Raw genomic sequence first — 22,733 nt, forward strand, 5'->3', positions numbered from 1 at the left:
CTCAATCAACGATAAGGGGCTGCGCGCGGACATATCTCTCCATGCCCGTCAGTGAAGATAGATGCTTTGGACGGTCTGCTTTTGCAGCTCGTGAGAATCGCTGTCCGCGGTGGCGTCCGCACCGGGATTTATGTGCTGCAATTGCTGGGACGCGAGCGCGCGAATGGCAACCTGCGTCCGCACGGACGGATGGGGCCCATCGAGCGCCAGTTTCAGTCCGCGCTCCAATGCACGCTCATCGCCAGCACGCGCGGCCCTGAGCAATCCCGATACGGCAAGCTCGTCCGGTGAAACATGCTGGCAGCCGATGCTGAGATAGGAAAAGCCGACCTTGCGTTCGGATCTGAGCGCTCTGAGCAGAGCTGTAACACGCCCGACCAGCACGGGGCCTTCGCTAGCGCCGAGCTTTTCTTCGGCCTCTCTCATGGCGATTTCCCACGGCTGCACAGCGCCTGTGGTGTAGATTTCGCAAAGACAGCGAAAGACATCGAGCGTGACGCTTTCGATCGGCAGAAATCCGAGTTCAGCCCGCATTGGAAAACCGAGTGCGTGCCCCGCACAGACATCTTCTCCAGTGCCCTTGCCGTCGTTCGTCTTCGAAGGTTTGTTTCGCATGACTGCTCATCCGTGTGTCGGTTTCGATGTGGCGCGCTCTAAAGTTCAGGATTCGTCGTCAGGCCGTTCGTCTTCCGACAAATTTGAGAGCATGCGGTCGAAGGCAGAGATATGGCCGGTAGCCAAATCCCAAATCATTCCGACTGAGGCAGCGAACATCGATGCGGCAAGCACGGCGTCTGTATTATCGCGCACGTCGAGCCGCTCACCGCTGAGATGCGAGTGTTTCATGGGTTCTCTCCAAAGTATCGGGGTTCAAGGCCCCGCAAATGGCGAATGGGCCCATTAAGCGAAAGTATACTTAGTGAGTCAAGTTTAAACTTTGGCCTCGGCAACAGCCTGGGCCGCCGGCTGCTCTGCCCGTTCGTGAATAACCCGATGCACGAACGCGAGTTTCTCGTAAGCGGCGCCCGGTATCACGAAGGGATAGAAATCGTCGTGGCCCATGCTGCGGCTGAGGCTGTTCATGGCGATAGTCAACGGCACCCATCTCGCCATCAGCGTGTCGAACGTCACACTCGAATAGATGTCGTCGCGGAGGTCGAGCCGAAGCCCGTGGCCTTCCATGCCCTCGGCCTCGGCCGTATCGAGCGCATCGACCATGTGCAGATAATGCGCCCAGGTCTCGGCCCAGTCTTCCCACGGATGCGCGCTCGCATAGGCGGAAACGTGGTTCTCCTGCCAGTCGGGTGCGGGACCGGCGCTATGATGGCGCGCCAGCGCCGCGTCGTAATCCTCGCGTTCATCCCCGAAAAGCGCGCGAAACGCGTCGAGCCGCCCGGCCTCTTCGACAAGCACCATCCAATAATAATGCCCGCTCTCGTGTCGGAGATGACCGAGCAGCGAACGATAGGGCTCGTCGAAGTGCTGCCGTTGCCGTTCGCGTTCGACGGCATCGGCCTCGCTGACGTCGATTGTAACAACGCCGTCGAGGTGGCCCGTGAGAGCATTACGTACGAAATCGAAGGTCAGCGGACCTTTCGCCGAAGCTCGGCCATCGAATGGCAAACCGAACCGGATGAGAGAATACACAAGGCGCTTTTTTGCGTGCTCCAGTGCGCGCCACGCCGGCAGGCTACCGGGTTCCGAGAGGTTCGGTATGAGGCGATTGAGGTCGCAAGCCTTGCAAAAGATGTTGCTTTCGGATTCAGGCGTTAGCCAGTTGCAAACGCCAAACTCGGCATTTGCGCAAAATCGCATCGGAACGTCGTGCGGCGTGCTGCTGAGCTTGCGAAAGATAGGCGCCTCGGGCGTCACCTCACTAAGGCCGGTTTCCTTGATCGCGACGATTGCCAATTCGCCAGCATCGAAGCCGAGCGTATTCTTGCATTTCACGCACTTCACGTTTTCAAAGTACACGGTGTTTCCGCAGTGCGAGCAGGCGTAATTCTTCATGCCGCGTACCGATGGCCCCAAGGCCCGGCAAAGGTCTTAGCCGGGGCCTGCTGCGGAATGCCAGCAGCGGCTTTCAGGCGGAACGTCTGACCTTGCCGATATGACACTCAGATGCCCTTATTAATCGCACTGGGCCTCAATTTTCGCAGGCACTCTGCTCAAACGTAAAGCAGAATGGTCAACTGCGTACTTTTTAGGCTACCCCACGCTTGTACCACAACTTTTGGCCCGGTAACGCAGTTGGGACCATTTCGTTTCCGCGGTCAGGGCCAAGCCTTCGGTGAAGGCTCGGTTACGCTGCGATCGATCAAATAGGGATACTGCCGGTTCATGGTCCTTCACGTCGCGCTGACCCATCAAACGAGCTACCGCTACGATCGACGGGTGAGCATGGCGCCGCAGGTGATCCGCCTCCGCCCGGCACCACATTGCCGAACACCCATTCTCAGCTACTCGCTGACGGTCACGCCGAAAGAGCACTTCCTGAACTGGCAGCAGGATCCGTTCGGCAACTTTCTCGCGCGCGTCGTCATTCCGGAAGAAACCACCGAATTCTCCGTCACCGTCGATCTCGTGGCGGATATGGCGGTCATCAATCCGTTCGATTTCTTCATCGAGGAAAAGGCACAAGCCTGGCCGTTCGCTTACGACGACGTTTTGAAGAAGGAACTCGCGCCGTACCTCGTCGCGGCTCCTCTCGGCCCAAATCTCGAGCGCTATCTCAAGAAGATCGTTCCCAAATCGCAGACGACGATCGACTTCATCTGCGACCTCAATCGCATGGTGCAGGGCGATGTCAGCTATCTGATCCGCATGGAACCGGGTGTTCAAACGCCCGAGGAAACACTCGCGAAAGGTTCCGGATCTTGCCGCGACAGCGCGTGGCTTCTGACCCAAATCTTGCGCAACGTCGGCCTCGCCGCGCGGTTTGTATCGGGCTACCTCATTCAGTTGAAGCCCGACGTGAAGTCTCTCGATGGCCCGGCAGGCGCTGATACGGACTTTACCGATCTCCATGCCTGGACTGAGGTTTATATTCCGGGCGCCGGATGGATCGGTCTTGACGCGACGTCTGGCCTATTGGCTGGCGAAGGTCACATTCCTCTCGCCGCCACGCCGCATCCTGTCAGCGCCGCGCCTATCAGCGGTAGCCACACGAAGGCGGAAGTCTCATTCGACTTCAAGATGGCAGTGACGCGCATTCGCGAGACCCCGCGCGTCACGAAGCCCTACGATGACGACACTTGGAACACCATCGTTGCTGCAGGCAAGACGATCGATCAGCGTCTCGTCGAAGGCGACGTCCGCCTCAGCATGGGCGGCGAGCCGACCTTCGTCGCCGCTGACGACATGGAAGGCGCCGAATGGAACACCGCCGCCGTCGGGCCGACAAAACGTCGCTATGCTGATGATTTGATCCGCCGCCTGCAGCGTCGCTTCGCTCCCGGCGGACTGCTCCACTATGGTCAAGGCAAATGGTATCCGGGCGAACAGCTTCCGCGCTGGGCCTTTGCGCTTTACTGGCGCGGCGATGGCCTTCCGCTCTGGGAAAACCAGGACCTGATCGTCAGCGAGAACGTCGCCCGTCCCGCGATGATCGAGGATGCCGATAACCTAATGCGAGGCCTCTGCGCCAAGCTCGGCCTCCCGGCCGATAGCGCCATTCCCGCCTATGAAGATCCGGCGCATTTTCTCCTTGTCGAGCGCAAGCTGCCGGTCAACGTCACGGCCGAAGCCAATAAGCTGGAGGACCCGGCAGAGCGCGAACGGATCGCCCGCGTCTTTGATCGTGGACTGGGGAGCATCGCGAGCTACGTGCTTCCGATACAAGCCTGGCAGACGGCGGATCGCGGCCGCCGCTGGGTCACGGAACGTTGGGCGCTACGCCGCGCACACCTCTTTCTCGTCCCGGGCGATTCTCCGGCTGGCTTCCGCCTTCCATTGCAATCGTTCCCGGTGCTCGCACCAATCGAGCAATCGAACGTCATCCCGCGCGATCCGATGAGCCCATCGCGGCCGCTACCCGAGCGCGCGGTTCTGCTCCACCAACGCCGCGTCGTGACGCTCGAAGCTGCGAAGCCCGCAACGCCGATCGAGATTACGCCCGAAATCGCAGGCACTGTCAGAACCGCGCTGACTATCGAGCCGCGTGGCAACGCCATTTGCGTGTTCATGCCGCCGCTGACGGATGCAGAAGACTATGCGGCCCTCGTCGCTGCGATCGAGGAAGCCGCGAAGGACACCGGCGTTCCGGTCCAAATCGAAGGCTACAATCCACCGCCGGATGCGCGCTTCAATGTCATCAAGGTGACGCCCGACCCCGGCGTTATCGAGGTCAACATTCATCCCTCGTCGAGTTGGGAAAGCACGGTTGCGATCACGACCGCGCTTTACGAGGAAGCGCACAATGCGCGCCTTTGCGCCGAAAAGTTCATGCTCGACGGCAGGCATACCGGAACCGGCGGCGGCAATCACATCGTCCTCGGCGGCATGGAACCGGCCGACAGTCCATTCCTGCGCCGTCCCGATCTCTTGGCCTCCGTCATTGCCTATTGGCAAAACCATCCGGCGCTTTCCTATTTCTTTTCCGGCATGTTCATCGGCCCGACGAGCCAGGCACCGCGCGCCGACGAAGGTCGCCATGAAGCGCTCTATGAGCTTGAGATCGCGCTTTCGCAGGTTCCGAATCCCGGCGCCGGAAATATCCCGGCATGGCTCATCGACCGGCTCTTCCGCAACCTGTTGATCGACGTCTCGGGCAACACCCATCGCGCCGAGATCTGCATCGATAAGCTCTATTCGCCAGATAGCCCGACCGGCCGACTGGGCCTTGTCGAGTTTCGCTCCTTCGAGATGCCGCCGCACGCGCGCATGAGCCTCGCTCAGCAGCTTTTGCTGCGCGCGCTGATCGCGATGTTCTGGGAAAAGCCCTATCGCCAGAAGCTCGTGCGGTGGGGAACGGCACTGCATGATCGGTTCATGCTGCCGCATTATCTCTGGTCCGACTTGGCAACGATCATTGGCGATCTCAAAGCCGCGAACCTGCCGGTCGAGCTCGAATGGTTCCAGCCGCACTTTGAATTCCGCTTTCCGCTATACGGCACTGTGTCGGCGTCGAACATCACACTCGAGCTGCGTCAGGCGCTCGAGCCGTGGCACGTTCTCGGCGAGGAGAGCGTTGCTGGCGGCACGGCACGCTATGTCGATTCTTCGCTGGAACGCGTCGAGGTGAAGGTCAAAGGCCAGACGGGCGATCGCTACGTCGTGACGTGCAACGGCCGTCCGCTGCCGCTGGCCCCGACCGGGAACTGGGGCGAAGCCGTCGCCGGCGTCCGCTATCGCGCCTGGTGGCCGCCGTCCGCTTTGCACCCGACAATCCAGCCGCACGTGCCGCTCGCGTTCGACATCGTCGATACCTGGAGCGGCCGTTCGATCGGCGGCGGCCGCTATTACGTCGCGCATCCGGGCGGACGCAATTTTGAGGTCTTCCCGATCAATGCCTACGAGGCCGAAGGCCGCCGCCTCGCCCGTTTCGATGCGGAGGGCCACACCGCGGGTCCGATGTCCATCAGACGCGAAAGCGTTAACCCGGATTATCCATGCACGCTCGACCTGCGCCGCAGTCCGGGATGAGGTGCGGGCTGCGTGGACTTGGCTGTTACGCCTCGTCGCGGCGCGCCGTCGCTTGCGGAGCGCGGTTCGGCGCACGATAGTGCGCTCGTCGATTTGGGGGAGGACGTCGCGGCGTGGATCGGTCGGAATGACGACGGCAGCGGCAACGACAGAGCAGCCATTGTCCGATCTCTTGAGTGCCTACCGGCGCAAGGAGATAGCGGGCTTTGACGAGCTGCTGGACGCTTCGGGTTCGGTCCGCGCGCATTGGCAACGGCTTCTTGGGGGATTGGCCGAGCTTCCCGAAGCCGAACGCCAGTCTCGCTCTGGCCGTCTTGCATTGCGCGTCCGCGAGACCGGCATCGCCTACGATATTTTCGCCGACCCCCACACCACCCCGCAACGCTGGACGCTCGATCTCTTGCCCATCGTCATTTCGGCAAGCGAATGGCACGGCTTGGAAAGAGCACTCATTCAGCGCGCCCGGCTCTTCGATGCCCTGTTGAATGACGTCTACGGCGAGCAGAAGCTGCTGCGCGACGGGCTATTGCCTGCCGAGCTGATTTTCTCCGATGCTGCCTATCTCGCACCGGCCAACGGCGTGCTGCCGAACGCGGGCGGCTTGATGTTCTACGCCGCTGATATTGCCCGCGGCGAAGACGGCGAATGGCACGTCATCGACAATCACACCGAAACGCTCGCCGGCATCGGCTTCGCGCTCGCCAACCGCGTCGTGCACACGCACGTCGCCGGCGATCTCTTTCGCGACTGCAACGCCCGCCGTCTGGCCCCGTATTTCCAGGAGCTTCAGGCAACGCTGACGCTGCACAGCGGCCGCGAGAATGCGCGCATCGCGTTGATGACGCCGGGGCCGCACCATGAAGACTATTTCTCGCACGCCTATCTCGCGCGCTACCTCGGCTATCTGCTCATCGAAGGCCACGATCTCAAAACGCGGAACGAGCAGGTCTATCTGAAGACGCTCGAAGGCCTGAAAGAGATTGACCTTCTCGTGCGCTGCATCGACGGGAAATCGAGCGATCCTCTCGAACTCGACTCGGCGGGCTTCATCGGTCCTTCCGGCTTGCTCCGCGTCTGCCGTAGGTCGCCGCGCATCGTGGTCAACGCGATCGGAACGGCACTCGCACAGAACCGCGGCCTCGGACCGTATTTGCCGGAACTCGCCCGTCAGGTTCTCGGTGAAGATCTCGAACTCAAGGACGCTTCCCGTCGCTGGCTCGGTGATCCTGAATCGCGGCGCGAAGTCTTTTCTCAGTCTGACAAGTTCATTATCCGCAAGGCGCAGGAAGGCACCGGACGGCCGGGCCAAGCCGCGCGCGGATGGGAAGCCCGTGGGCTTTCTGCGCCGGAGCGCGAAAAGTTGAAACGGGAAATAGAGCTTCACGGCGCAACGCTGGTTGCTGAAGAAAAGGTCGGCTTCAGCTCCGCGCCGATCCTTGGCCGCGACGCCCTCGTGCCGAAACCGTTTGCGGTGCGCCTCTTCGCCTGCAGAACCGCGTCCGGATATCAAGTCATGCCGGGCGGGCTCGCGATGAGCATAGACCCCGAGCATTCTGTTGCGTTGAGCGCCCCCGACGGCCGGACGCGCGACGTATGGGTTCTGTCCGAAAGCGAACTTGGCCCGCACGTCAGCCTATGGCGGCCGACTCTCGCAACGACGCGTATCGAACGGTCGCAACGCGTTATTCAAAGCCGTGTTGCCGACGATCTGTTCTGGCTCGGCCGCTACAGCGAGCGCGCCGACTGGACCATGCGCGTCCTGCGCGGAGCACTCCGGCGAATAGAGGAAGATAGCGTCCCGGATACCGGACGCCGCGCAGCGCGCAAATGCCTGGAAGTGCTGCTTGGCAAGGATCTGGGCCTCGCGTCCGAAAGCCGTGAGACGCCGCCCGACGCCGAAATCGAGCGCCTTTGCGAACGCCTCATCGCCAACGGACTTGGTTCGCGAACGCTCGAGCGCACGCTTGACGGGCTCTATCGCGTCGCCCACCTCGTGCGCGATCGCCTGTCGCTCGAAGCCTGGCAAACACTGACGAAGTTCCGCCCCGGCGAACGCTGGAGGGAAGCCCTGAATTCGGCGCAGCCGCTCGAAGTCCTCGACGTGCTGGACGAAGGGCTCGCGTCCATCGCCGCCTTCAATGGCTTCATGCACGAAAATATGACGCGCAATTTCGGCTGGTCATTCCTCGACATGGGTCGGCGCATCGAGCGCGCGCAAAATCTCAGCGAGGCGATCCTCACGCTGTTCATTCCGACTCCCGATCCGGAAGAAACGTCGAGCAGCCTGTTACTTCTGCTTGAGCTGGCCGACAGCTTCATCACCTATCGTTCGCGCTACCGGCTCGATCCCATGCTGCCGCTGGTGCTCGATCTGCTTTTGCTTGACGAAGCCAATCCGCGCAGCCTCGCCTATCAGCTCTCTGCGATTGCCCGCCATCTCGAAAGCCTTCCCGATACGCACCAGGGAGCGGGATTGCCGGAAGATCGCCGACTGATTCTCGCCCTTCTGACGTCGCTCCGCATGGCCGATATCGAGGGCATGTCGAAGGAAGAAAGCGGCACGATGCTTCAACGGCTCCTGATGGACCAGCTCGAGATGCTGCCCGAACTGTCCAACGAAATAACGCGGCACTATTTCAATGTGATGGACGAGGCTCCTCACCGGACTCACACGAGGGTCGAACCCTCGCTATGATTTTCGATATCGTGCATAAGACTCATTACCGCTATCGCTCGATGGTCGTGCAGTCACTGCACCTCGTGCATGTGACGCCGCGCACGCTGCCCGGACAGATCGTCCGTCATCACAGCCTGACGGTCGAACCAGCGCCCGCGTCCCGGCAGGATGGAATCGACGCATTCGGAAACATCGGCATCATTCTCGATATCGAATCCCAACATAGAGAGCTTGTGCTAACCGCGCGCAGCACGGTCGAGAAACTCAGCGCTTCGCCGGTCAATCTTCTCGCCACGACGTCGTGGGATCGTCTCGATGACAAGCTTCTCGATGCAAACCGCGAACGCGACGTCAATGTGCTGATGTTTCGCTGCGCCTCGCGCCTCACGTTGCCAACGCTCGAAATCGTCGATTACGCCGCGCCGTCGTTTACACCCGGCCGGCCCGTGCTCGACGCGGCGATGGATTTCGTTTTGCGGATGTACAACGATTTCACCTTCGATCCGCACGCAACCGATGTCTCGACGCCCTTGAGTCAGGTCTTCCGGACCAAGCGCGGGGTCTGCCAGGACTTCGCGCATGCCGCGCTGGCGTGTCTCCGGTCTCTTCGTATTCCGGCGCGCTACGTCAGCGGCTATCTCCACACGCGGCCGCCGCCGGGCCGGCCGAAGTTGCAAGGCGCGGACGCCTCGCACGCCTGGATTTCGGTCTGGACGCCGGAATACGGCTGGGTGGATCTCGATCCGACCAACGGCATCGTCGTGCGTGACGAGCATGTGACAGTCGCCTACGGCCGTGACTATGATGACGTGAGCCCGATCAGCGGCGTTCTGCGCGGCGGCGGCGAGCATTCCGTTAGCGTTGGCGTCGACGTCAATATGATTGCCGGAGCGCCGGCCGACGCCTTGAGCGGACGCTGAACCGTCGAGAACGGTTACCTTTTTGTGCCCTCTTGAAAGAGCTGTTTGTTGCCCGCATTTGACCCTGCAGGGCGCCGGCTTGGGGTAATGATGCTTGTTCGCGATACATCGGAAGGCTACGGGATCGTTTCGCGGCTTTTCCATTGGCTGATGGCGATCGCGATCGTCGCCATGTTCGTCCTCGGCCTGTGGATGGTGCGGCTCGACTATTACAGCCCATACTACAATTCCGCGCCGGATATTCACCGCAGCGTCGGCATGCTGCTTCTATTCGTGCTGATCGTCCGCTGGACTTGGCGGGCCGCCAACGTCAGGCCATCGGATGCGGATCTGTCTCAGCTCGAGCAGAAAGCATCCTACGCGGTTCACTGGGGTTTTTACGTTCTTCTGCTGGCGCTACTCGTCAGCGGCTATCTGATCTCGACCGCAGGCGGCGAACCGATCAGCGTCTTCGGCTGGTTCAAAGTCCCCTCGGTCTTCCAAATGCACGGGCTTGAGAGCCGCGCAGGCTACGTTCACAAAATTCTGGCCTACGGCACCATCGCGCTCGCCGCCCTTCATACGCTCGCCGCTTTGAAGCATCACTACATCGACAAGAGCGCAACTCTGCGTCGCATGTGGTCGGGCCCGCCAACTGAATGACCTATCCAAAAAAGAGGAAAGACGTCAATGAAACTTAGACTAGCGGCTCTCGCCGTCTCCACGTCGGTTGCACTGCTGACGGCGCTGCCGGCGACCGCCGCTGACTACGTCATCGACACGAAGAACGCTCATGCTTCGATCAGCTTCCGCATCAAGCACCTCGGCTTCAGCTGGCTGACCGGACGCTTCGACAGGTTCTCGGGTACCTTTTCGTTCGACGAAAAGAACCCCGATGCTTCCAAGGTGAAGGTTGAAATCGACACTGCGAGCGTCGATACCAACCACGCTGAGCGCGACAAGCATCTGCGCGCCGCCGATCTGCTCGACACCGATGGATTCCCGTCTGCAACCTTCGAAAGCACCAGTGTCAAGGCCGAGGGATCGGACAAGGCGAAGATCACGGGCAAGCTCACGCTTCACGGCGTCACGAAGGAAATCACGATCGATGCTGCACGCATCGGCGGTGGCAAGGACCCCTGGGGCGGTTATCGCGACGGCTTCACCGGCACGACGGAATTGACGCTCGCCGATTTCGGCATCAAGCGCGATCTGGGGCCCGCCGCCAAAACGGTAGAACTCGAGCTCAACATCGAGGGCATTCGCCAGTAGCGAAAGCGCCAGAATCTACCAACGATCTACCAACGAAAGACTGCGGCGCCGCCGGTCAATCCGGCGCCCGCCGCGGTCAGCAGTACGGTATCGCCCGCCGCATAGGGCTTCTCTTCCGCCGTGACCGAAAGCGTGAACGGAATTGTTGCGGCGGAGCTGTTGCCGAAGTCCTCAATCGTCGAGCGCAGGCGGTCGGGCGCAATTTCGAGCTGATGCGCGATTGTGTTGATCATCCGCGCGTTGGCTTGATGCGGGATGAGATGATCGACCTGTCCCGTGGAAACTCCGGCCTTCGCCAACGCCTTCTCCGCGCACTCGGTCATCATCGCGACGGCCCCGGCATAAACGGCTTTGCCGTCGTTCATGACCATCAGCACGTCTTTTGGATCGGTGATCTTCGAAAAGGGCTTGCGGCTGCCGCCACCAGGTATGGTGATCAGGTCGTACTGCTGCCCTTTGCTCGAGAGATGCGCGCCTTGAATTCCGGCATCCGGCCGCGCGCTCGGCGCGAGCAAGACGGCGCCCGCGGCATCGGCGAAAAGCACACTGCTGGCTCGGTCGGCTTCGTTGATGCGGCGGGAAAGAATATTCGCCGCAATGACGAGAACGGGCGTTTGCTGCGTTCTAACCAGACTGTCGGCAAGGGTCAGTGCATAGATGAAGCCGGCGCACGCGCCCGCCATGTCGATCGCCCCTGCGGCCGTCAATCCGAGACGATGCGCAACAAGCGGTGCCGATGGCGGCAGCAGGTGATCGGGCGTCGAAGTCGCAAGCAGCAGCAACCCGACGTCGTCGCGCGAAAGTCCTGCACGAGCCAAGGCCATGTCGCCGGCTTTTACCGCGATATCGGAAAGCGCTTCGCCGTCGGCGGCATACCGGCGCCGCTCAATTCCGGTCCGCCGCTTGATCCATCCGGTCTCGAGACCAAGCCGCGCCTCGATCTCGCTATTCGGAACAATGCGCTCCGGCGCGTAGTGCCCAAAGCCGATGATTTCGACGCCCGTCATGCCAGCACCTCATCGACAGCTTCAACGATGCTGCGGTAGACGAATCTGAGTTCATCCTTGGTCGTGCAGTAAGGCGGCATAACGTAAATGGTCGATCCCAAAGGCCGAAGAAGAACGCCACGCTCCAGCAGTAGCGCGCGGAGCGTTAGCGCGATATCGGCCAGATAGCCGCCTTGTGCGCTGGTAAGCTCGAAAGCCGTTATCGTACCAAGCTGCCGTAAGTTCGAGAAGCGAGAGTCGGATTCGAGGTCCTTGAGGCACAAGGCCTGGTTCTGCTTGAGCGCCAATATCCGCTCGATGACCGGCTCCGTCCGCCAGATATCGAGATTGGCAGCGGCTGAGGCGCAGGCAATCGGATTGGCCGTGTACGAGCTCGAATGAAAAAACGTCCGCGAACGGTCTTTCGAAAGATGGGCGTCGTAGATGGGAGCCGTGCACATCGTAACCGCAAGCGGCAAAGATCCGCCCGTCAGTCCTTTGGCGATGCACAGGATGTCCGGAGATATGCCCGCCTGCTCGCACGCAAACACTGTTCCTGTGCGCCCGAAGCACGTCATCACCTCATCTGCAATGAAGAGCACATCGTGGGCCTTGCAGATCCGATGCATTTCCTTCAGCGCCTCGGCGTCGTACATCAGCATGCCGCCAGCGCCGAGGATCAACGGTTCGCAAATGAACGCCGCGACATCGCCTTTCCGGCACGCGATTTCGAGCGCATCGAACGTCGGCTGCGCATGGTGCGGTTTGGGCAACGGAATCCGGCCGACTTCAAAAAGCAAGGGTTCGTAAGCCGCGTTGAACACGCCGCGTGCGCCCGCCGACATCGTGCCGATGGTGTCGCCGTGATAAGCATCTTCCAATGCGAGGATGCGCGTGCGCGGCTGGCCCGTATTCTTCCAATAGCCCAGAGCCATCTTAAGAGCGACTTCGACCGACGTCGAGCCGCTGTCGGAAAAGAACACGTGGCGCAGACCTTCTGGCACAATCTTTAAGAGACCTGCCGCAACGGCTTCCGCAGGTTCATGCGTGAAGCCCGCGAAGATGACCTGGTCGAGCTGCTCGGCCTGCGCGCGAATGGCTTCGATGATCTTCGGATGCCGATGGCCGTGCGTGATGACCCACCACGACGAGACACCATCGAAAATGCGCTTACCTTGAGGTGTCTCGAGCCACGCACCTTCAGCCCGCGCGATGTGCGTCATCGACGGTTCGAGTGCATGTTGCGTGAACGGATGCCAGATCGACGAGGACGTCATGGGCCCACGGCCCCGATATCGAGAACGTCCGCCACCGAAAAATTCTGGGCGAACGCGGACTGCAGCGTGTCCGCGTCGAGAACGTCGAGACGTGGCAGCCGCCCGAGCCGTCTCACGGCACCAAACGTTGCGATCGTGCGCTCGCTGTCGGCATTTTCGCCGCCGATGAAGGCGACGCCGAGGATCGGAATGGCCCGGCGTTTCAGGGCTTCGATCGACAGCAGCGAATGATTGATCGTGCCGAGTGCCGTCGAAGCGCAAAGAATGACGGGCAGTCTCCACTGGGCCAAGAGATCGATCTGCAACAGCCGCCGCGTCAAGGGCACCATGAGTCCGCCCGCCGTTTCGATGACGAGTGGCGTCGGCAGACCGAATGGAGAAAGTGTCTTCGCGTCGATCTCGATGCCGTCGATCTCGGCCGCAAAGTGCGGTGAGGCGGGCGTATTCAACCGGTACCTCTCGGGAAGAATCCGGGATTCGGGAACGCGCGTCAGCCGGTTGACCGTCTCGGCATCGGTCTCGTTTGCCAATCCCGCCTGTACCGGCTTCCAGTAATAGCCGTCGAGGGCGTTCGTGAGCGCTGCGGAAAAAACGGTTTTGCCGACATCCGTTCCGGTGGCGGCGACGACGATGCGAATGGTCATGCCGCGGTCTCCGCTTCGGCCGCGGCGATATCGTCGACAAGACGCGTGATGTGCCCTTCGCCGACGTTGAGCGTTATCGTCAGTCGCAGCCGGGAGGTTCCTTCCGGAACCGTCGGCGGACGGATCGCGCGGATGTCGTAGCCGCGTCTCTGCATCGACTTCGCAAGCGCCACCGCAGGAGCGTCGCCGCCGACGACCAGCGGCAGGATCTGCGAGCCGGAGGGCACGAAGCGAGTCTTCGCACTAAGTTCGCGCGCCGCATGCGCGACGAGACCAATGAGACGCTCGCGCCGCTCGGGCTGCGTTTGGCAGATCGCGAGTGCCGCACGCACGGTCGCTGCGATCAGCGGCGACGGCGCTGTGGCATAAATGAAGGGGCGTCCGCGATTGACGAGGAAATCGCGGATGACGCGCGGCGCGATCACCAATGCGCCCATGACGCCAAGCCCCTTGCCGCAAGTGTGCAAGCTGATGACGTTGTCGTTGCCTTCGAGATCGGCTGCGAGTCCACGGCCATCTGGTCCGAAAACGCCGGTCGCGTGGGCTTCGTCGACGATGAGCATCGCATCGTGCCGCCGCGCGATGGCGTAGAGATCACCGATCGGCGCGCGGTCGCCGTCCATGCTGTAAAGGCTTTCGATGACGATCCACGGTTGTCCCGTCCCGCCGTCCCGCCGCCAGCTCGCGATTGCTTCCTCGAAGGCCTGTACATCGTTATGGCGAACCGCGACCGCTGTTGCCTTCGACAAGCGCATTCCGTCGTGAGCGCTCGCATGAATGTATTCGTCGTAGACGATCAGGTCGCCGCGCGCCGGAAGGGTCGAGAGCAGAGCCGAATTAGCAATGAAGCCGCCGCCGAAGAACAGCGCAGTCTCGCCGCCGAAAAAGCGCGCGGCTTCCTGTTCGAGCACCTCGTGTTCATCGTGATTGCCGCGCAAGAGGCGCGATCCCCCGGCGCCGACGGGCACACCGCGAGCGATCGCCTGCTCGACCGCCTGCGCCAGCTCGCGCGACTGCGCGAGCCCGAGATAATCGTTCGATGTGAAATCGATGCCGTGCGCCGTTTCGAGCGTTCTCAAACGCCCGCGGCGGAGGAGCGCGTCGAGCGCACGCTCATGATTGGCAGGCATCCCGTTGAACCACAGTGGAGTTCAGCTCCGTCCCGTGAGGCTCGGCGACGTCGATTTCGAGGGCCGAAAGACCGAGCTTGGCAAAAAGCGTGCTGTCCTTGTCTTCACCCGGATTTTCCGCAGTCAGCAGCGTTTCGCCGACGAACACCGAATTGGCGCCGGCAAAAAAGCAAAGCGCCTGCATCTCGTCGCTCATTTCCGTGCGACCGGCCGAGAGGCGCACGAAAGACTTCGGCATCATGATGCGGGCGACCGCAATCGTGCGCACGAAATCGATGGGGTCGATCTGCTTGGTGTTTTCGAGCGGTGTCCCCGGAATGGCGATCAGCATATTGATCGGAACGCTTTCGGGATGCTCTTCGAGGTTGGCGAGCGTCACGAGCATGTCGACCCGGTCTTGGCGCTCTTCTCCCATGCCAACGATGCCGCCCGAGCAGACCTTCATGCCCGCATCGCGAACCCGCGCCAGCGTATCCAGCCGGTCTGCGTATGTCCGCGTCGTTATGATTTTGTCGTAATAGGCTTCCGACGTATCGACATTGTGATTGTAGTAGTCGAGGCCGGCATCGCGCAGCTTGACGATATCGTCGTCCGAAAGCATGCCGAGCGTCATGCAGGTTTCCATGCCGAGCGACTTGACGCCCTCCACCATGGCGACGACGACGTCCATGTCCCGCGCCTTGGGGCTGCGCCACGCGGCGCCCATGCAATACCGCGTCGCGCCTGCGGCCTTCGCCTTCTTGGCTTCCGAGATGACGCGCTCGACTTCCATCAGCTTCGAAGCTTTGAGGCCGGTCTTGTGGTGCGCCGACTGGCTGCAATAGCCGCAATCTTCGGCGCAGCCTCCCGTCTTGATCGACAGGAGGCGGCTCATCTGGACTTTGTTCGGGTCGAAAGACGTCCGGTGCACGCTTTGGGCGCGGAAAAGCAAATCCATGAGCGGAAGCTCATAGAGCGCCAGCGCTTCGGCGCTCGTCCAGTCGTGGCGGATTGCAGGACCCCCACGGCTGTTGGCAAGAGCAGAGGCATCGAGACGGCTAACGGTTGATGTCATTCGGGTGCTATCTCCACGGGGACGGACTGAGCCCCCGATCCGGAGATGATGTTTGCACCGCTTCCGCCCCGGCTAGCAACCGCCAAAATGCCTCTCTGAACCGGCGACGGCGCCGGAAAACGGCGAGAGAGTGCTTTTAGTTAAGATCTTCGGGGAGCGCCGGTAGGATACCAAACGGAACCCCTTCTTGGACAAGCTCTTTCGCCTCTTCCAGAGTCGAGCTTCCGCGAATGTGCCGTTCTTCGATTTCGCCGAAATGCATCTTGCGCGCTTCGTCGGCGAAGCGCGCGCCGACATCTTCCGAGTTCTCGAATATGCTCTTCTTGATGGCGCGCAGCGCCTCGAGCGCCGCCTTGGCGTCTCCGCCTTGCGTCGAGTGGGCTTTCGCAGGGCGCGCAGCCACCGAAGGATTGGTCACGATCGACGGAGCCATCGGCTGCTTCGAGATATCGATTGATCCGCACAGCGGACAGGCGATCTCCCCCGCGAGCGCTTGCGCGTCGTAGTCGGCGCTGGCGCGAAACCAGCTTTCGAACTCATGACCGGACGGACATCCCAGACGATATTTGATCACGATCCGTGCACCGGTGACGGTGCCTTCGAGTTGGCGACCACGATATTGAAATCGCGGTCGTGCGTCAGTGACGGAATTCTACTCCGCACCTGATCGACGTAGGCAGAGTCGATATCGGCAATCACGACGCCCGGATCAACCCCCGCTTCCGCCAGAACTTCGCCCCACGGTGAAATGATCAGACTGTGTCCGAACGTTTCCCGCCCGTTTTCGTGGCGCCCGCCCTGGCCGGCCGCGAGAATATACGTGCCCGTCTCGATGGCGCGTGCCTTGAGAAGCGTATGCCAGTGGGCTTCGCCTGTTGTGCGCGTGAAGGCTGCGGGCGCGGCGATGAACTTGGCTCCAGCCTTCGCCAGCGCCCGATGCAGAGCCGGAAAGCGCAGATCGTAGCAAATGGTCAGCCCGAGCCGCCCCCAGGGAATTTCGGTGAGAATGGCGCTCGGTCCGGCTTGATAGTTCACGCTCTCGCTGTAGGACTCGCCACCGCCGAGATCGACATCGAACATATGGATCTTGTCGTAGCGCGCTGCGACTGTCCCATCCGGCGCGATGACGTAGGCGCGATTGGCAAGTTTCCGCTCGCCGACTTTCACCGCCATGGACCCGATGTGAAGCCAAACCTTACGCGTACGGGCCGCGTCGATGAAGGCCGCGAGCGCAGCATTGCCGTCTTCAGGCTTCGTCACCGCCATGAGACGTTCCGGCTCGAGCTCCATGAGCGTCGTGCACTCGGGCGTCTGAATGTAGTTTGCTCCGCGCTCCGCCGCTTCGTTAACGAGCGCCACGGCGTCGGCGACGTTACGCTCGACGTCGCGACCGGCTCGCATTTGGACGAGAGCGGCGCGGAAGGCTGTCTTGGTTCGCGAGGACATGATCAGGATGCTGCCAAAAGTGTATCGAGGCGGCCGCTGCGCTCGAGGTCGTAAAGGTCGTCGCAACCACCGACGTGAACGTCCCCGATCCAGATTTGCGGAACCGTTCTCCGGCCGCCAGCCCGCGAGCTTAGGTCAGCACGCAAATCATTGCGACCGGTAAGGTCGATCTCCTCGAAGGCGGCGCCTTTGCGCCGCAATAGGTCTTTGGCCATGTGGCAGTAACAGCAATTGCCAGCGGTATAGACCGTCACCTTCTGCATTTCTTCGGCGCCTCTCAACACGCCACTGAATAGTTCGAATCAAAACTAAACCGTTCGCGAGGTCACGCAACCTTGCATCGCTGATTTGCGCCGCTGTGCCGCGCCTATGCCACGCCCTTTGCAATGTCAGGAATATCGTTCTGAAACAATCGCAAGAGCCAGGACATCGACTTTGCGAGCACCGGCCCGTTTCAAGGTCCGGGCTGCCGCGGAAGCCGTTGCGCCGCTCGTGATGACATCGTCGACCAGAACTATGGCTTTTCCAGAGATATTCGGCAATTCGCTCGGAGGGATACGGAAGACGCCTGCCACATTTTTGAGGCGCTGCGCCCGGGTCAGACCGACTTGATGCGCGGTCGAACGGGACCGCACGAGCGCGAACGGATTGACCGGCTTTCCCGACCGCCGTCCGGCCTCCGCCGCCAGAATTTGCGCTTGGTTAAATCTCCGCGCCAACAGCCGCCACCGAGCGAGCGGCACCGGGACGAGGAGGTCGGCGTCGGCCAGAAGCTCGCGCCCGGCCTCCGCGAGCCATCTCCCGAACAGACGCCGCGCGTTATGGCTATCGTGAAACTTGAAGCCATGAACCAGGACCCGCATCAGCCCGTCGAATCCGGCGACCGCCCGTGCCCGATCGTAATCCGGCGGATCCGCGACTGCTGCTGCCGAGAGCGCCGGCGCGCCGGTATCGATGGCGAGAGGCAGCCCCAGCCGATCGCAAAGCGGGGGCCGGACGAAGTTGATCTGCCGCCAGCACGACGGGCAAAGGGCGTCGTGATCCATGATCCGGACGCGGCAGCCGAGGCAGACCGGCGGCAACAGCATGTCGAGGGCTGCTCGTCCGAGCCGAGTGAAAACGCGGCTACGCGACAGCACGGCCGACTCGCTGCCCGGGCCATCGTTCGTGCCGTCCTGTGCAACCGTGTTACTGTTCGACATTGCGCAACCCTAGCGCAACGCGCTAACGCCAGCGAGAGCTTCGATGCGGACCCGGGCTTCGAGTTGCAGGCCAGGGTCTCACTCTACTGGAAAGACGAGCGATGCCCGGCGCACCGCAAATTTTCGACCGCAAATCCATCAGAACCCGGCGTGACCGCGTCGCCCAGACGACCAGCGGCACGAACCTTCCGGATTTCCTGCTCGAGCGGGTCGCCGAAGATTTCGCCGAGCGCCTTTCCCTCGTGCGCCGGAACTTTCCGGTTGCCGTCAGTCTCGGTGCCTATCACGGGCTCTTGGCCGAGCGGCTGCGGGCGCTTCCGGCAATTGGCACCATCATCGATGTCGAACCATCCCTCGTGAGCCTCGGACGGGCGCACGGCCTGAAAGTCGTCGCCGACGACGAAGCGCTGCCATTCGCGGCGGCGAGCCTCGATCTCGTCGTTTCCGGCCTTTCCTTGCACCTGGTCAATGATCTGCCGGGAGCGCTCATCCAGATCGGTCGCGCCTTGAAGCCCGACGGGCTTTTTCTCGGCGCCCTGCTCGGCGGGGAAACCCTCAAAGAACTGCGCGAGGCTTGGATTCTGGCTGAGGATGAGGTGCTAGGCGGCGCGTCCCCGCGCGTTGCCCCGTTCGCCGATGTTCGCGAGCTTGGAGGACTTCTCCAGCGCGCGGGCTTCGCTCTGCCGGTCGCCGACAATGACGTGATCGAAGTGACGTACGCGTCGCCTCTCGCGTTGATGCAGGAAATAAAGGCCATGGCAGCGAGCAATCCGCTAACGGAGCGGCGCCGCACGCCGGTGACGCGTGGCCTCCTGCTTCGTGCGGCGGAAATCTATCAGGAACGGTTCGGTCGTCCCGGCGGCCGCGTTCCGGCGACCTTCGAAATCGTCACGCTGACGGGCTGGGCACCCCACGAAAGCCAGCAGAAGCCGCTACGGCCAGGGTCGGCCGAGGTCAGCCTCAAAGATGTGCTGAAGCCTCGCTCAAAAGATCTCTGAGCCACGGGATGAGCGGTTCGTCGGCCGGCGGCATCGGATAGCGGTTGAGGTCGAGCGCCCTAACCCATTTCACGGTTTGGCCTTCGCGAGGCGTAATCTCGCCGTCCCACGTCCGGCAAATGTAGAGCGGCATCAGCAGATGGAAATTTTCATACGCGTGGCTGGCGAAGTTGAACGGCGCGAGGCATGTCCGGCAAAGCTCGATGTCGAGCTCTTCCTTGATCTCGCGGCAAAGCGCGTCTTCGGGCGTTTCGCCGGGCTCCACTTTGCCGCCGGGAAATTCCCAGAGACCGGCCATGGACTTTCCTTCCGGGCGCTGGGCAATCAGCACGCGCTTGTCGTCGTCGATGAGCGCGACGGCGGCGACGAGAACCAACGGCTTCATGAGCGTCGCCTTAGCAAGTAGGCCGTTTCCTCAAGGCGCGTCACGCCGCGTTTTTTGAGGTTTTCGCTGTCCGCAAGACCATCGCGGCTCTCCAGCACCTCGATCTCGAACCAATCCCCGTAAAGGCGCCGAACCTCATCGGGCGAAACCGAAAACGGCGGACCCGTGATCTCGCCCTCCGGATAATCGATCGCAATCAGAAAGATGCTCGCCTCGCGCGGCAAGATCCGGGCGAGTGCCTCCGCGTAAGAGGCGCGCATTTCGGGCGGCAGCGCGATCAGCGCCGCGCGGTCGTAGACGGCAACGACGTCCTTCAGGACGCTGCCGGGCAGGTCGAAAAAATCACCGCAATAAAGCTCGAATGGCCCGGCGGAAAAGATTTCGAATCCTCCCGCTGAAGAGCGGTTCGGCACCAGCCCGCATTCGTCGAAGAATTCGCGCACCGCAACGTCCGACAGTTCAACGCCGATGACGCGATGCCCTTGCGTCGCAAGCCAAGCCATGTCGCGGCTTTTCCCGGCAAGCGGAACGAAGACTGCGCCCTCCCGGGGCAAGGCGAGTTTCGGCCAATAGCGCAGGAGCAGCGCATGGATCCGCTGCTGGTGAAATCCAATCTCGTGGCGCTGCCAGCGCTCGTGCCAGAACGCCTTATCCATGAGTGCTCAGCTTTTCAGCTCCGGTAATCGGCATTGATCGAAACGTACCCGTGGGTGAGGTCGCACGTCCAAACCCGTGCGCCCGATTTGCCAACGCCGACGTCTACGCGAATGAGGATTTCGGCGTTCTTCATGTATGCGGCGACGGTTTTCTCATCGTAATCCTCAGCCCGCTCACCGTCCCGCGCCACGCAATAGGGGCCGAACCAGATCGAAAGCCTGTCGCGATTGGCGGCTTCGCCGGATTTGCCGACGGCCATCACGACGCGACCCCAGTTCGGATCTTCTCCGGCGATTGCCGTCTTGAGAATGGGAGAATTGGCACAGGCGAGCGCTATTGTCCGCGCCGCCTGCCAGGACTTCGCGCCGCCGACTTCGAACGTCACGAACTTCGTCAGGCCCTCGCCGTCCTTCGCGACCTGGATCGCGAGATCGCGCATCAAGTCGTAAAGCGCCTCGGAGAACGCCTGCAGCTTCTTCGACTTGGCCTTTGTGATGGGCTTTTGTCCACGAGCTTCGGCTTTACCTGTCGCGAACATCAGGCAGGTGTCGCTGGTCGAGGTATCGCCATCGACCGTCATGCAGTTGAACGTCGTCTCGGCGTGCTCGGCCAAAAGTTCCTGCAATGCATCGGATGAAATGGCAGCATCCGTGAAGATGAAGCACAGCATCGTCGCCATATCGGGCGCGATCATGCCGGCGCCTTTGCAGAAACCGTTGATCGTGACCTCGACATCGCCGATCAGCGCCGTCCGTGTCGCGAGCTTCGGAAAGGTGTCCGTCGTCATGATCGCCCGCGCCGCCTTTTCGAACGCGTCGGGCTTGGCCTCAGTCGCGAGGCCACCGAGAAGATGCGCGAACTTTTCAGCGTCGAGCGGTTCGCCGATGACGCCCGTCGAGGCCACAAAAACCTCATGCGGTTTGCATCCGGCGGCCTGAGCGGCGTGTGCAACCGTAATGTCCACCGCGTCGCTGCCCTTTTTGCCCGTGAAGGCATTGGCATTGCCGGAATTGACGACGAGGGCCCGGGCTTCCCCCTTTTTCAGATGCTTGCGGCAGGCGAGCACCGGCGCGGATGCCGTCTTCGATTGGGTCAGAACGCCGGCGACCGACGTCCCTTCGTCGAGTACGGCGAGCAAAAGGTCGGTGCGGTTTTTGTAGCGAATGCCGGCCTCGGCAGTCGCGAACGCGACGCCGTCGATGATGGGCAATTTAGCGAGGGTCTTGGGTGCGAACGGCGAAACGCTCGAGACTTTGCCCATAGTGAGATCTCCGGTCAGGGTATGAGGCTCCCCCTGAAACAGATCGGGCCGCCATAATCAAGCGGCCCGAACAGAACTATGAGACTGAAAGTAAAAAGCGGAAGCTTAGGGCTTCGGCGCCTGCGCCGGTGCATCCTTCGGAGCGTCCTTGGGCGGTTCAGCGGCTGCCGGCTTAGACTGGGCCTGGATCGCCGCATTGCGAGCATCGACCGTCTTCTTGATCTCCGGATCGACGATCTCGATCTTCGACTTGCCGCGCAGTCCGACAGCCGTCTGTTGTGCTTTCTGCAGCAGCAGGGACTGAACGATCCGGTCCTTCACGATGTCGAATGCCGGCGGCTGCTTCGTGCGCCGGTCCTCGAGCTTCACGAGGTGCCAGCCGAACTGCGTCTTCACCGGATCTGAGACTTCGCCCTTCTTCAACTTGAACACGATATCTTCGAACTGCGGCACCATTTGCCCGTGACCGAAGTATCCGAGGTTGCCGCCATCGTCCTTGGAGCCCGGATCTTTCGAGTTATCCTTGGCGAGCTGAGCAAAGTCGGCGCCCTTGTTGATTTTTTCTTTCAAAGCTTTGGCTTCGTCTTCAGTAGCGACCAGAATATGCCGGGCCGATACTTCTTCCTCAGGCTTCAAAAGCTTGACTTGATCGTCGTAGATCTTGCGGGCATCAGCATCGGTGACCGAAGCCTTGATGACTTTTTCGAAGTACAGCTCACGAAGTGCCCGCCGTTTCAAGTAGTTGAGCCGGGTTTCGAAGTCGGCGCCCTGGTTCAGCTTCGCGCCTTCGGCAGCTTCGGCAAAAAGCTGATTGTCGATGAGAAATTCGAGCAGCGACGTGCGCTTCTGGTCCGCCGGCATGGTGCCCATGTCGGAGCCGATTTCGCTCTCCGCCACAGCAAGATCGCCTTCCGTGATGGGTCTGCCGTCGATCGTGGCGACGACCTTGTCGTCGGCAACCGCTGTCAGGGGTGCGGCAAAACCCGCCAGCGCGAAAGTCATGAGAATGAGGGGGATGCGCTTCATCAGCGTCGGCTCCGCATTGGGGGTTGAGGATCTTGAAACTACCGTCTCGAGCCTCGTCTGGGCACGACGGCGACACCGCACGCGGGCGGCCGGCAAGCGCGCTTCGATAGCGGTCCAAGGCACGAAAACCAAGTTAAATCTTGGCCACAAGGAGAAAATCTCCTACGTCGGAGGTC

The 22,733-nt window shown here is 61.5% G+C and carries 22 protein-coding genes; 6 read left to right on the top strand and 16 right to left on the bottom strand.

Annotation, left to right across the window (positions count from 1 at the left end; all coding sequences use genetic code 11):
- Positions 1-48: 48 nt before the first annotated feature.
- The 3 genes from AB4Z24_RS12520 to AB4Z24_RS12530 all read right to left on the bottom strand — a co-directional run bounded on the left by AB4Z24_RS12520 (position 49) and on the right by AB4Z24_RS12530 (position 2,010).
- Positions 49-615, bottom strand: a complete 567-nt coding sequence (locus AB4Z24_RS12520; RefSeq protein WP_441708547.1) for a hypothetical protein — start codon at positions 613-615, stop codon at positions 49-51.
- A 45-nt stretch (positions 616-660) separates the two neighbouring features.
- Positions 661-846, bottom strand: coding sequence for a hypothetical protein (locus AB4Z24_RS12525; protein WP_441708549.1), 186 nt, complete (start codon positions 844-846; stop codon positions 661-663).
- 84 nt (positions 847-930) lie between these two features.
- Positions 931-2,010 carry a zinc-binding metallopeptidase family protein gene (locus AB4Z24_RS12530; protein ID WP_441708551.1) on the bottom strand — a complete coding sequence of 360 codons (1,080 nt, stop codon included), beginning with the start codon at positions 2,008-2,010 and terminating at the stop codon, positions 931-933.
- Positions 2,011-2,340: 330 nt separating this feature from the next.
- Here AB4Z24_RS12530 and AB4Z24_RS12535 point away from each other — a divergent pair, with 330 nt between their 5' ends.
- The 5 genes from AB4Z24_RS12535 to AB4Z24_RS12555 all read left to right on the top strand — a co-directional run bounded on the left by AB4Z24_RS12535 (position 2,341) and on the right by AB4Z24_RS12555 (position 10,491).
- Positions 2,341-5,643, top strand: coding sequence for a transglutaminase family protein (locus AB4Z24_RS12535; protein ID WP_441708553.1), 3,303 nt, complete (start codon positions 2,341-2,343; stop codon positions 5,641-5,643).
- Between the two features lie 127 nt (positions 5,644-5,770).
- Positions 5,771-8,338 (top strand): circularly permuted type 2 ATP-grasp protein, encoded by a 2,568-nt coding sequence (locus AB4Z24_RS12540; RefSeq protein WP_441708555.1) that lies wholly within the window; start codon positions 5,771-5,773, stop codon positions 8,336-8,338.
- Positions 8,335-9,240 carry a transglutaminase family protein gene (locus tag AB4Z24_RS12545; RefSeq protein WP_441708557.1) on the top strand — a complete coding sequence of 302 codons (906 nt, stop codon included), beginning with the start codon at positions 8,335-8,337 and terminating at the stop codon, positions 9,238-9,240. Before AB4Z24_RS12540 ends, AB4Z24_RS12545 begins: the two co-directional genes overlap by 4 nt.
- Before the next feature lie 90 nt (positions 9,241-9,330).
- Positions 9,331-9,882 carry a cytochrome b gene (locus AB4Z24_RS12550; RefSeq protein WP_441708559.1) on the top strand — a complete coding sequence of 184 codons (552 nt, stop codon included), beginning with the start codon at positions 9,331-9,333 and terminating at the stop codon, positions 9,880-9,882.
- A 27-nt stretch (positions 9,883-9,909) separates the two neighbouring features.
- Positions 9,910-10,491 carry a YceI family protein gene (locus AB4Z24_RS12555; RefSeq protein ID WP_441708561.1) on the top strand — a complete coding sequence of 194 codons (582 nt, stop codon included), beginning with the start codon at positions 9,910-9,912 and terminating at the stop codon, positions 10,489-10,491.
- 26 nt (positions 10,492-10,517) lie between these two features.
- Here AB4Z24_RS12555 and AB4Z24_RS12560 read toward each other — a convergent pair whose 3' ends face one another.
- The 9 genes from AB4Z24_RS12560 to AB4Z24_RS12600 all read right to left on the bottom strand — a co-directional run bounded on the left by AB4Z24_RS12560 (position 10,518) and on the right by AB4Z24_RS12600 (position 18,230).
- On the bottom strand, positions 10,518-11,498 hold the full coding sequence (locus tag AB4Z24_RS12560) for a beta-ketoacyl-ACP synthase III (protein WP_441708563.1): 981 nt from the start codon (positions 11,496-11,498) through the stop codon (positions 10,518-10,520).
- Positions 11,495-12,754: an adenosylmethionine--8-amino-7-oxononanoate transaminase gene (locus AB4Z24_RS12565; RefSeq protein ID WP_441708565.1), complete on the bottom strand. Its 1,260-nt coding sequence runs from the start codon at positions 12,752-12,754 to the stop codon at positions 11,495-11,497. Before AB4Z24_RS12565 ends, AB4Z24_RS12560 begins: the two co-directional genes overlap by 4 nt.
- Positions 12,751-13,398, bottom strand: a complete 648-nt coding sequence (gene bioD / locus AB4Z24_RS12570) for a dethiobiotin synthase (RefSeq protein WP_441708567.1) — start codon at positions 13,396-13,398, stop codon at positions 12,751-12,753. Before bioD ends, AB4Z24_RS12565 begins: the two co-directional genes overlap by 4 nt.
- Positions 13,395-14,528, bottom strand: a complete 1,134-nt coding sequence (locus AB4Z24_RS12575) for an 8-amino-7-oxononanoate synthase (protein WP_441708569.1) — start codon at positions 14,526-14,528, stop codon at positions 13,395-13,397. The genes bioD and AB4Z24_RS12575 overlap by 4 nt, the downstream gene beginning before the upstream one ends.
- A complete protein-coding gene (bioB, locus tag AB4Z24_RS12580; RefSeq protein WP_441708571.1) occupies positions 14,512-15,582 on the bottom strand; it encodes a biotin synthase BioB in 1,071 nt (356 codons plus the stop codon). Before bioB ends, AB4Z24_RS12575 begins: the two co-directional genes overlap by 17 nt.
- Positions 15,583-15,718: 136 nt before the next feature.
- On the bottom strand, positions 15,719-16,156 hold the full coding sequence (locus AB4Z24_RS12585) for a DUF1178 family protein (protein WP_441708573.1): 438 nt from the start codon (positions 16,154-16,156) through the stop codon (positions 15,719-15,721).
- Complete coding sequence (locus AB4Z24_RS12590) at positions 16,153-17,028, bottom strand: carbon-nitrogen hydrolase family protein (protein ID WP_441708574.1); 876 nt, start codon at positions 17,026-17,028, stop codon at positions 16,153-16,155. The genes AB4Z24_RS12585 and AB4Z24_RS12590 overlap by 4 nt, the downstream gene beginning before the upstream one ends.
- A gap of 2 nt (positions 17,029-17,030) precedes the next feature.
- Positions 17,031-17,291 (bottom strand): glutaredoxin 3, encoded by a 261-nt coding sequence (grxC, locus tag AB4Z24_RS12595; protein ID WP_441708576.1) that lies wholly within the window; start codon positions 17,289-17,291, stop codon positions 17,031-17,033.
- Between the two features lie 126 nt (positions 17,292-17,417).
- Entirely contained in the window at positions 17,418-18,230 is an 813-nt protein-coding gene (locus AB4Z24_RS12600; protein ID WP_441708578.1) for a ComF family protein, read from the bottom strand.
- Positions 18,231-18,331: 101 nt separating this feature from the next.
- Here AB4Z24_RS12600 and AB4Z24_RS12605 point away from each other — a divergent pair, with 101 nt between their 5' ends.
- On the top strand, positions 18,332-19,228 hold the full coding sequence (locus AB4Z24_RS12605; protein WP_441708580.1) for a methyltransferase domain-containing protein: 897 nt from the start codon (positions 18,332-18,334) through the stop codon (positions 19,226-19,228).
- Here the strand turns inward: AB4Z24_RS12605 and mutT are convergent.
- The 4 genes from mutT to AB4Z24_RS12625 form a co-directional block, all read right to left on the bottom strand.
- Positions 19,191-19,613: an 8-oxo-dGTP diphosphatase MutT gene (gene mutT / locus AB4Z24_RS12610; RefSeq protein WP_441708582.1), complete on the bottom strand. Its 423-nt coding sequence runs from the start codon at positions 19,611-19,613 to the stop codon at positions 19,191-19,193. The genes AB4Z24_RS12605 and mutT overlap by 38 nt on opposite strands.
- Positions 19,610-20,269, bottom strand: a complete 660-nt coding sequence (locus tag AB4Z24_RS12615) for a thiopurine S-methyltransferase (protein ID WP_441708584.1) — start codon at positions 20,267-20,269, stop codon at positions 19,610-19,612. Before AB4Z24_RS12615 ends, mutT begins: the two co-directional genes overlap by 4 nt.
- 14 nt (positions 20,270-20,283) lie before the next feature.
- Positions 20,284-21,531, bottom strand: coding sequence for a bifunctional glutamate N-acetyltransferase/amino-acid acetyltransferase ArgJ (gene argJ / locus AB4Z24_RS12620; protein ID WP_441708586.1), 1,248 nt, complete (start codon positions 21,529-21,531; stop codon positions 20,284-20,286).
- A gap of 105 nt (positions 21,532-21,636) precedes the next feature.
- Positions 21,637-22,557, bottom strand: a complete 921-nt coding sequence (locus AB4Z24_RS12625) for a peptidylprolyl isomerase (protein ID WP_441708588.1) — start codon at positions 22,555-22,557, stop codon at positions 21,637-21,639.
- Positions 22,558-22,733: the final 176 nt, after the last annotated feature.

It is taken from the genome of Hyphomicrobium sp. 2TAF46, from assembly GCF_052114865.1.
Taxonomy (GTDB): domain Bacteria; phylum Pseudomonadota; class Alphaproteobacteria; order Rhizobiales; family Hyphomicrobiaceae; genus Hyphomicrobium_B.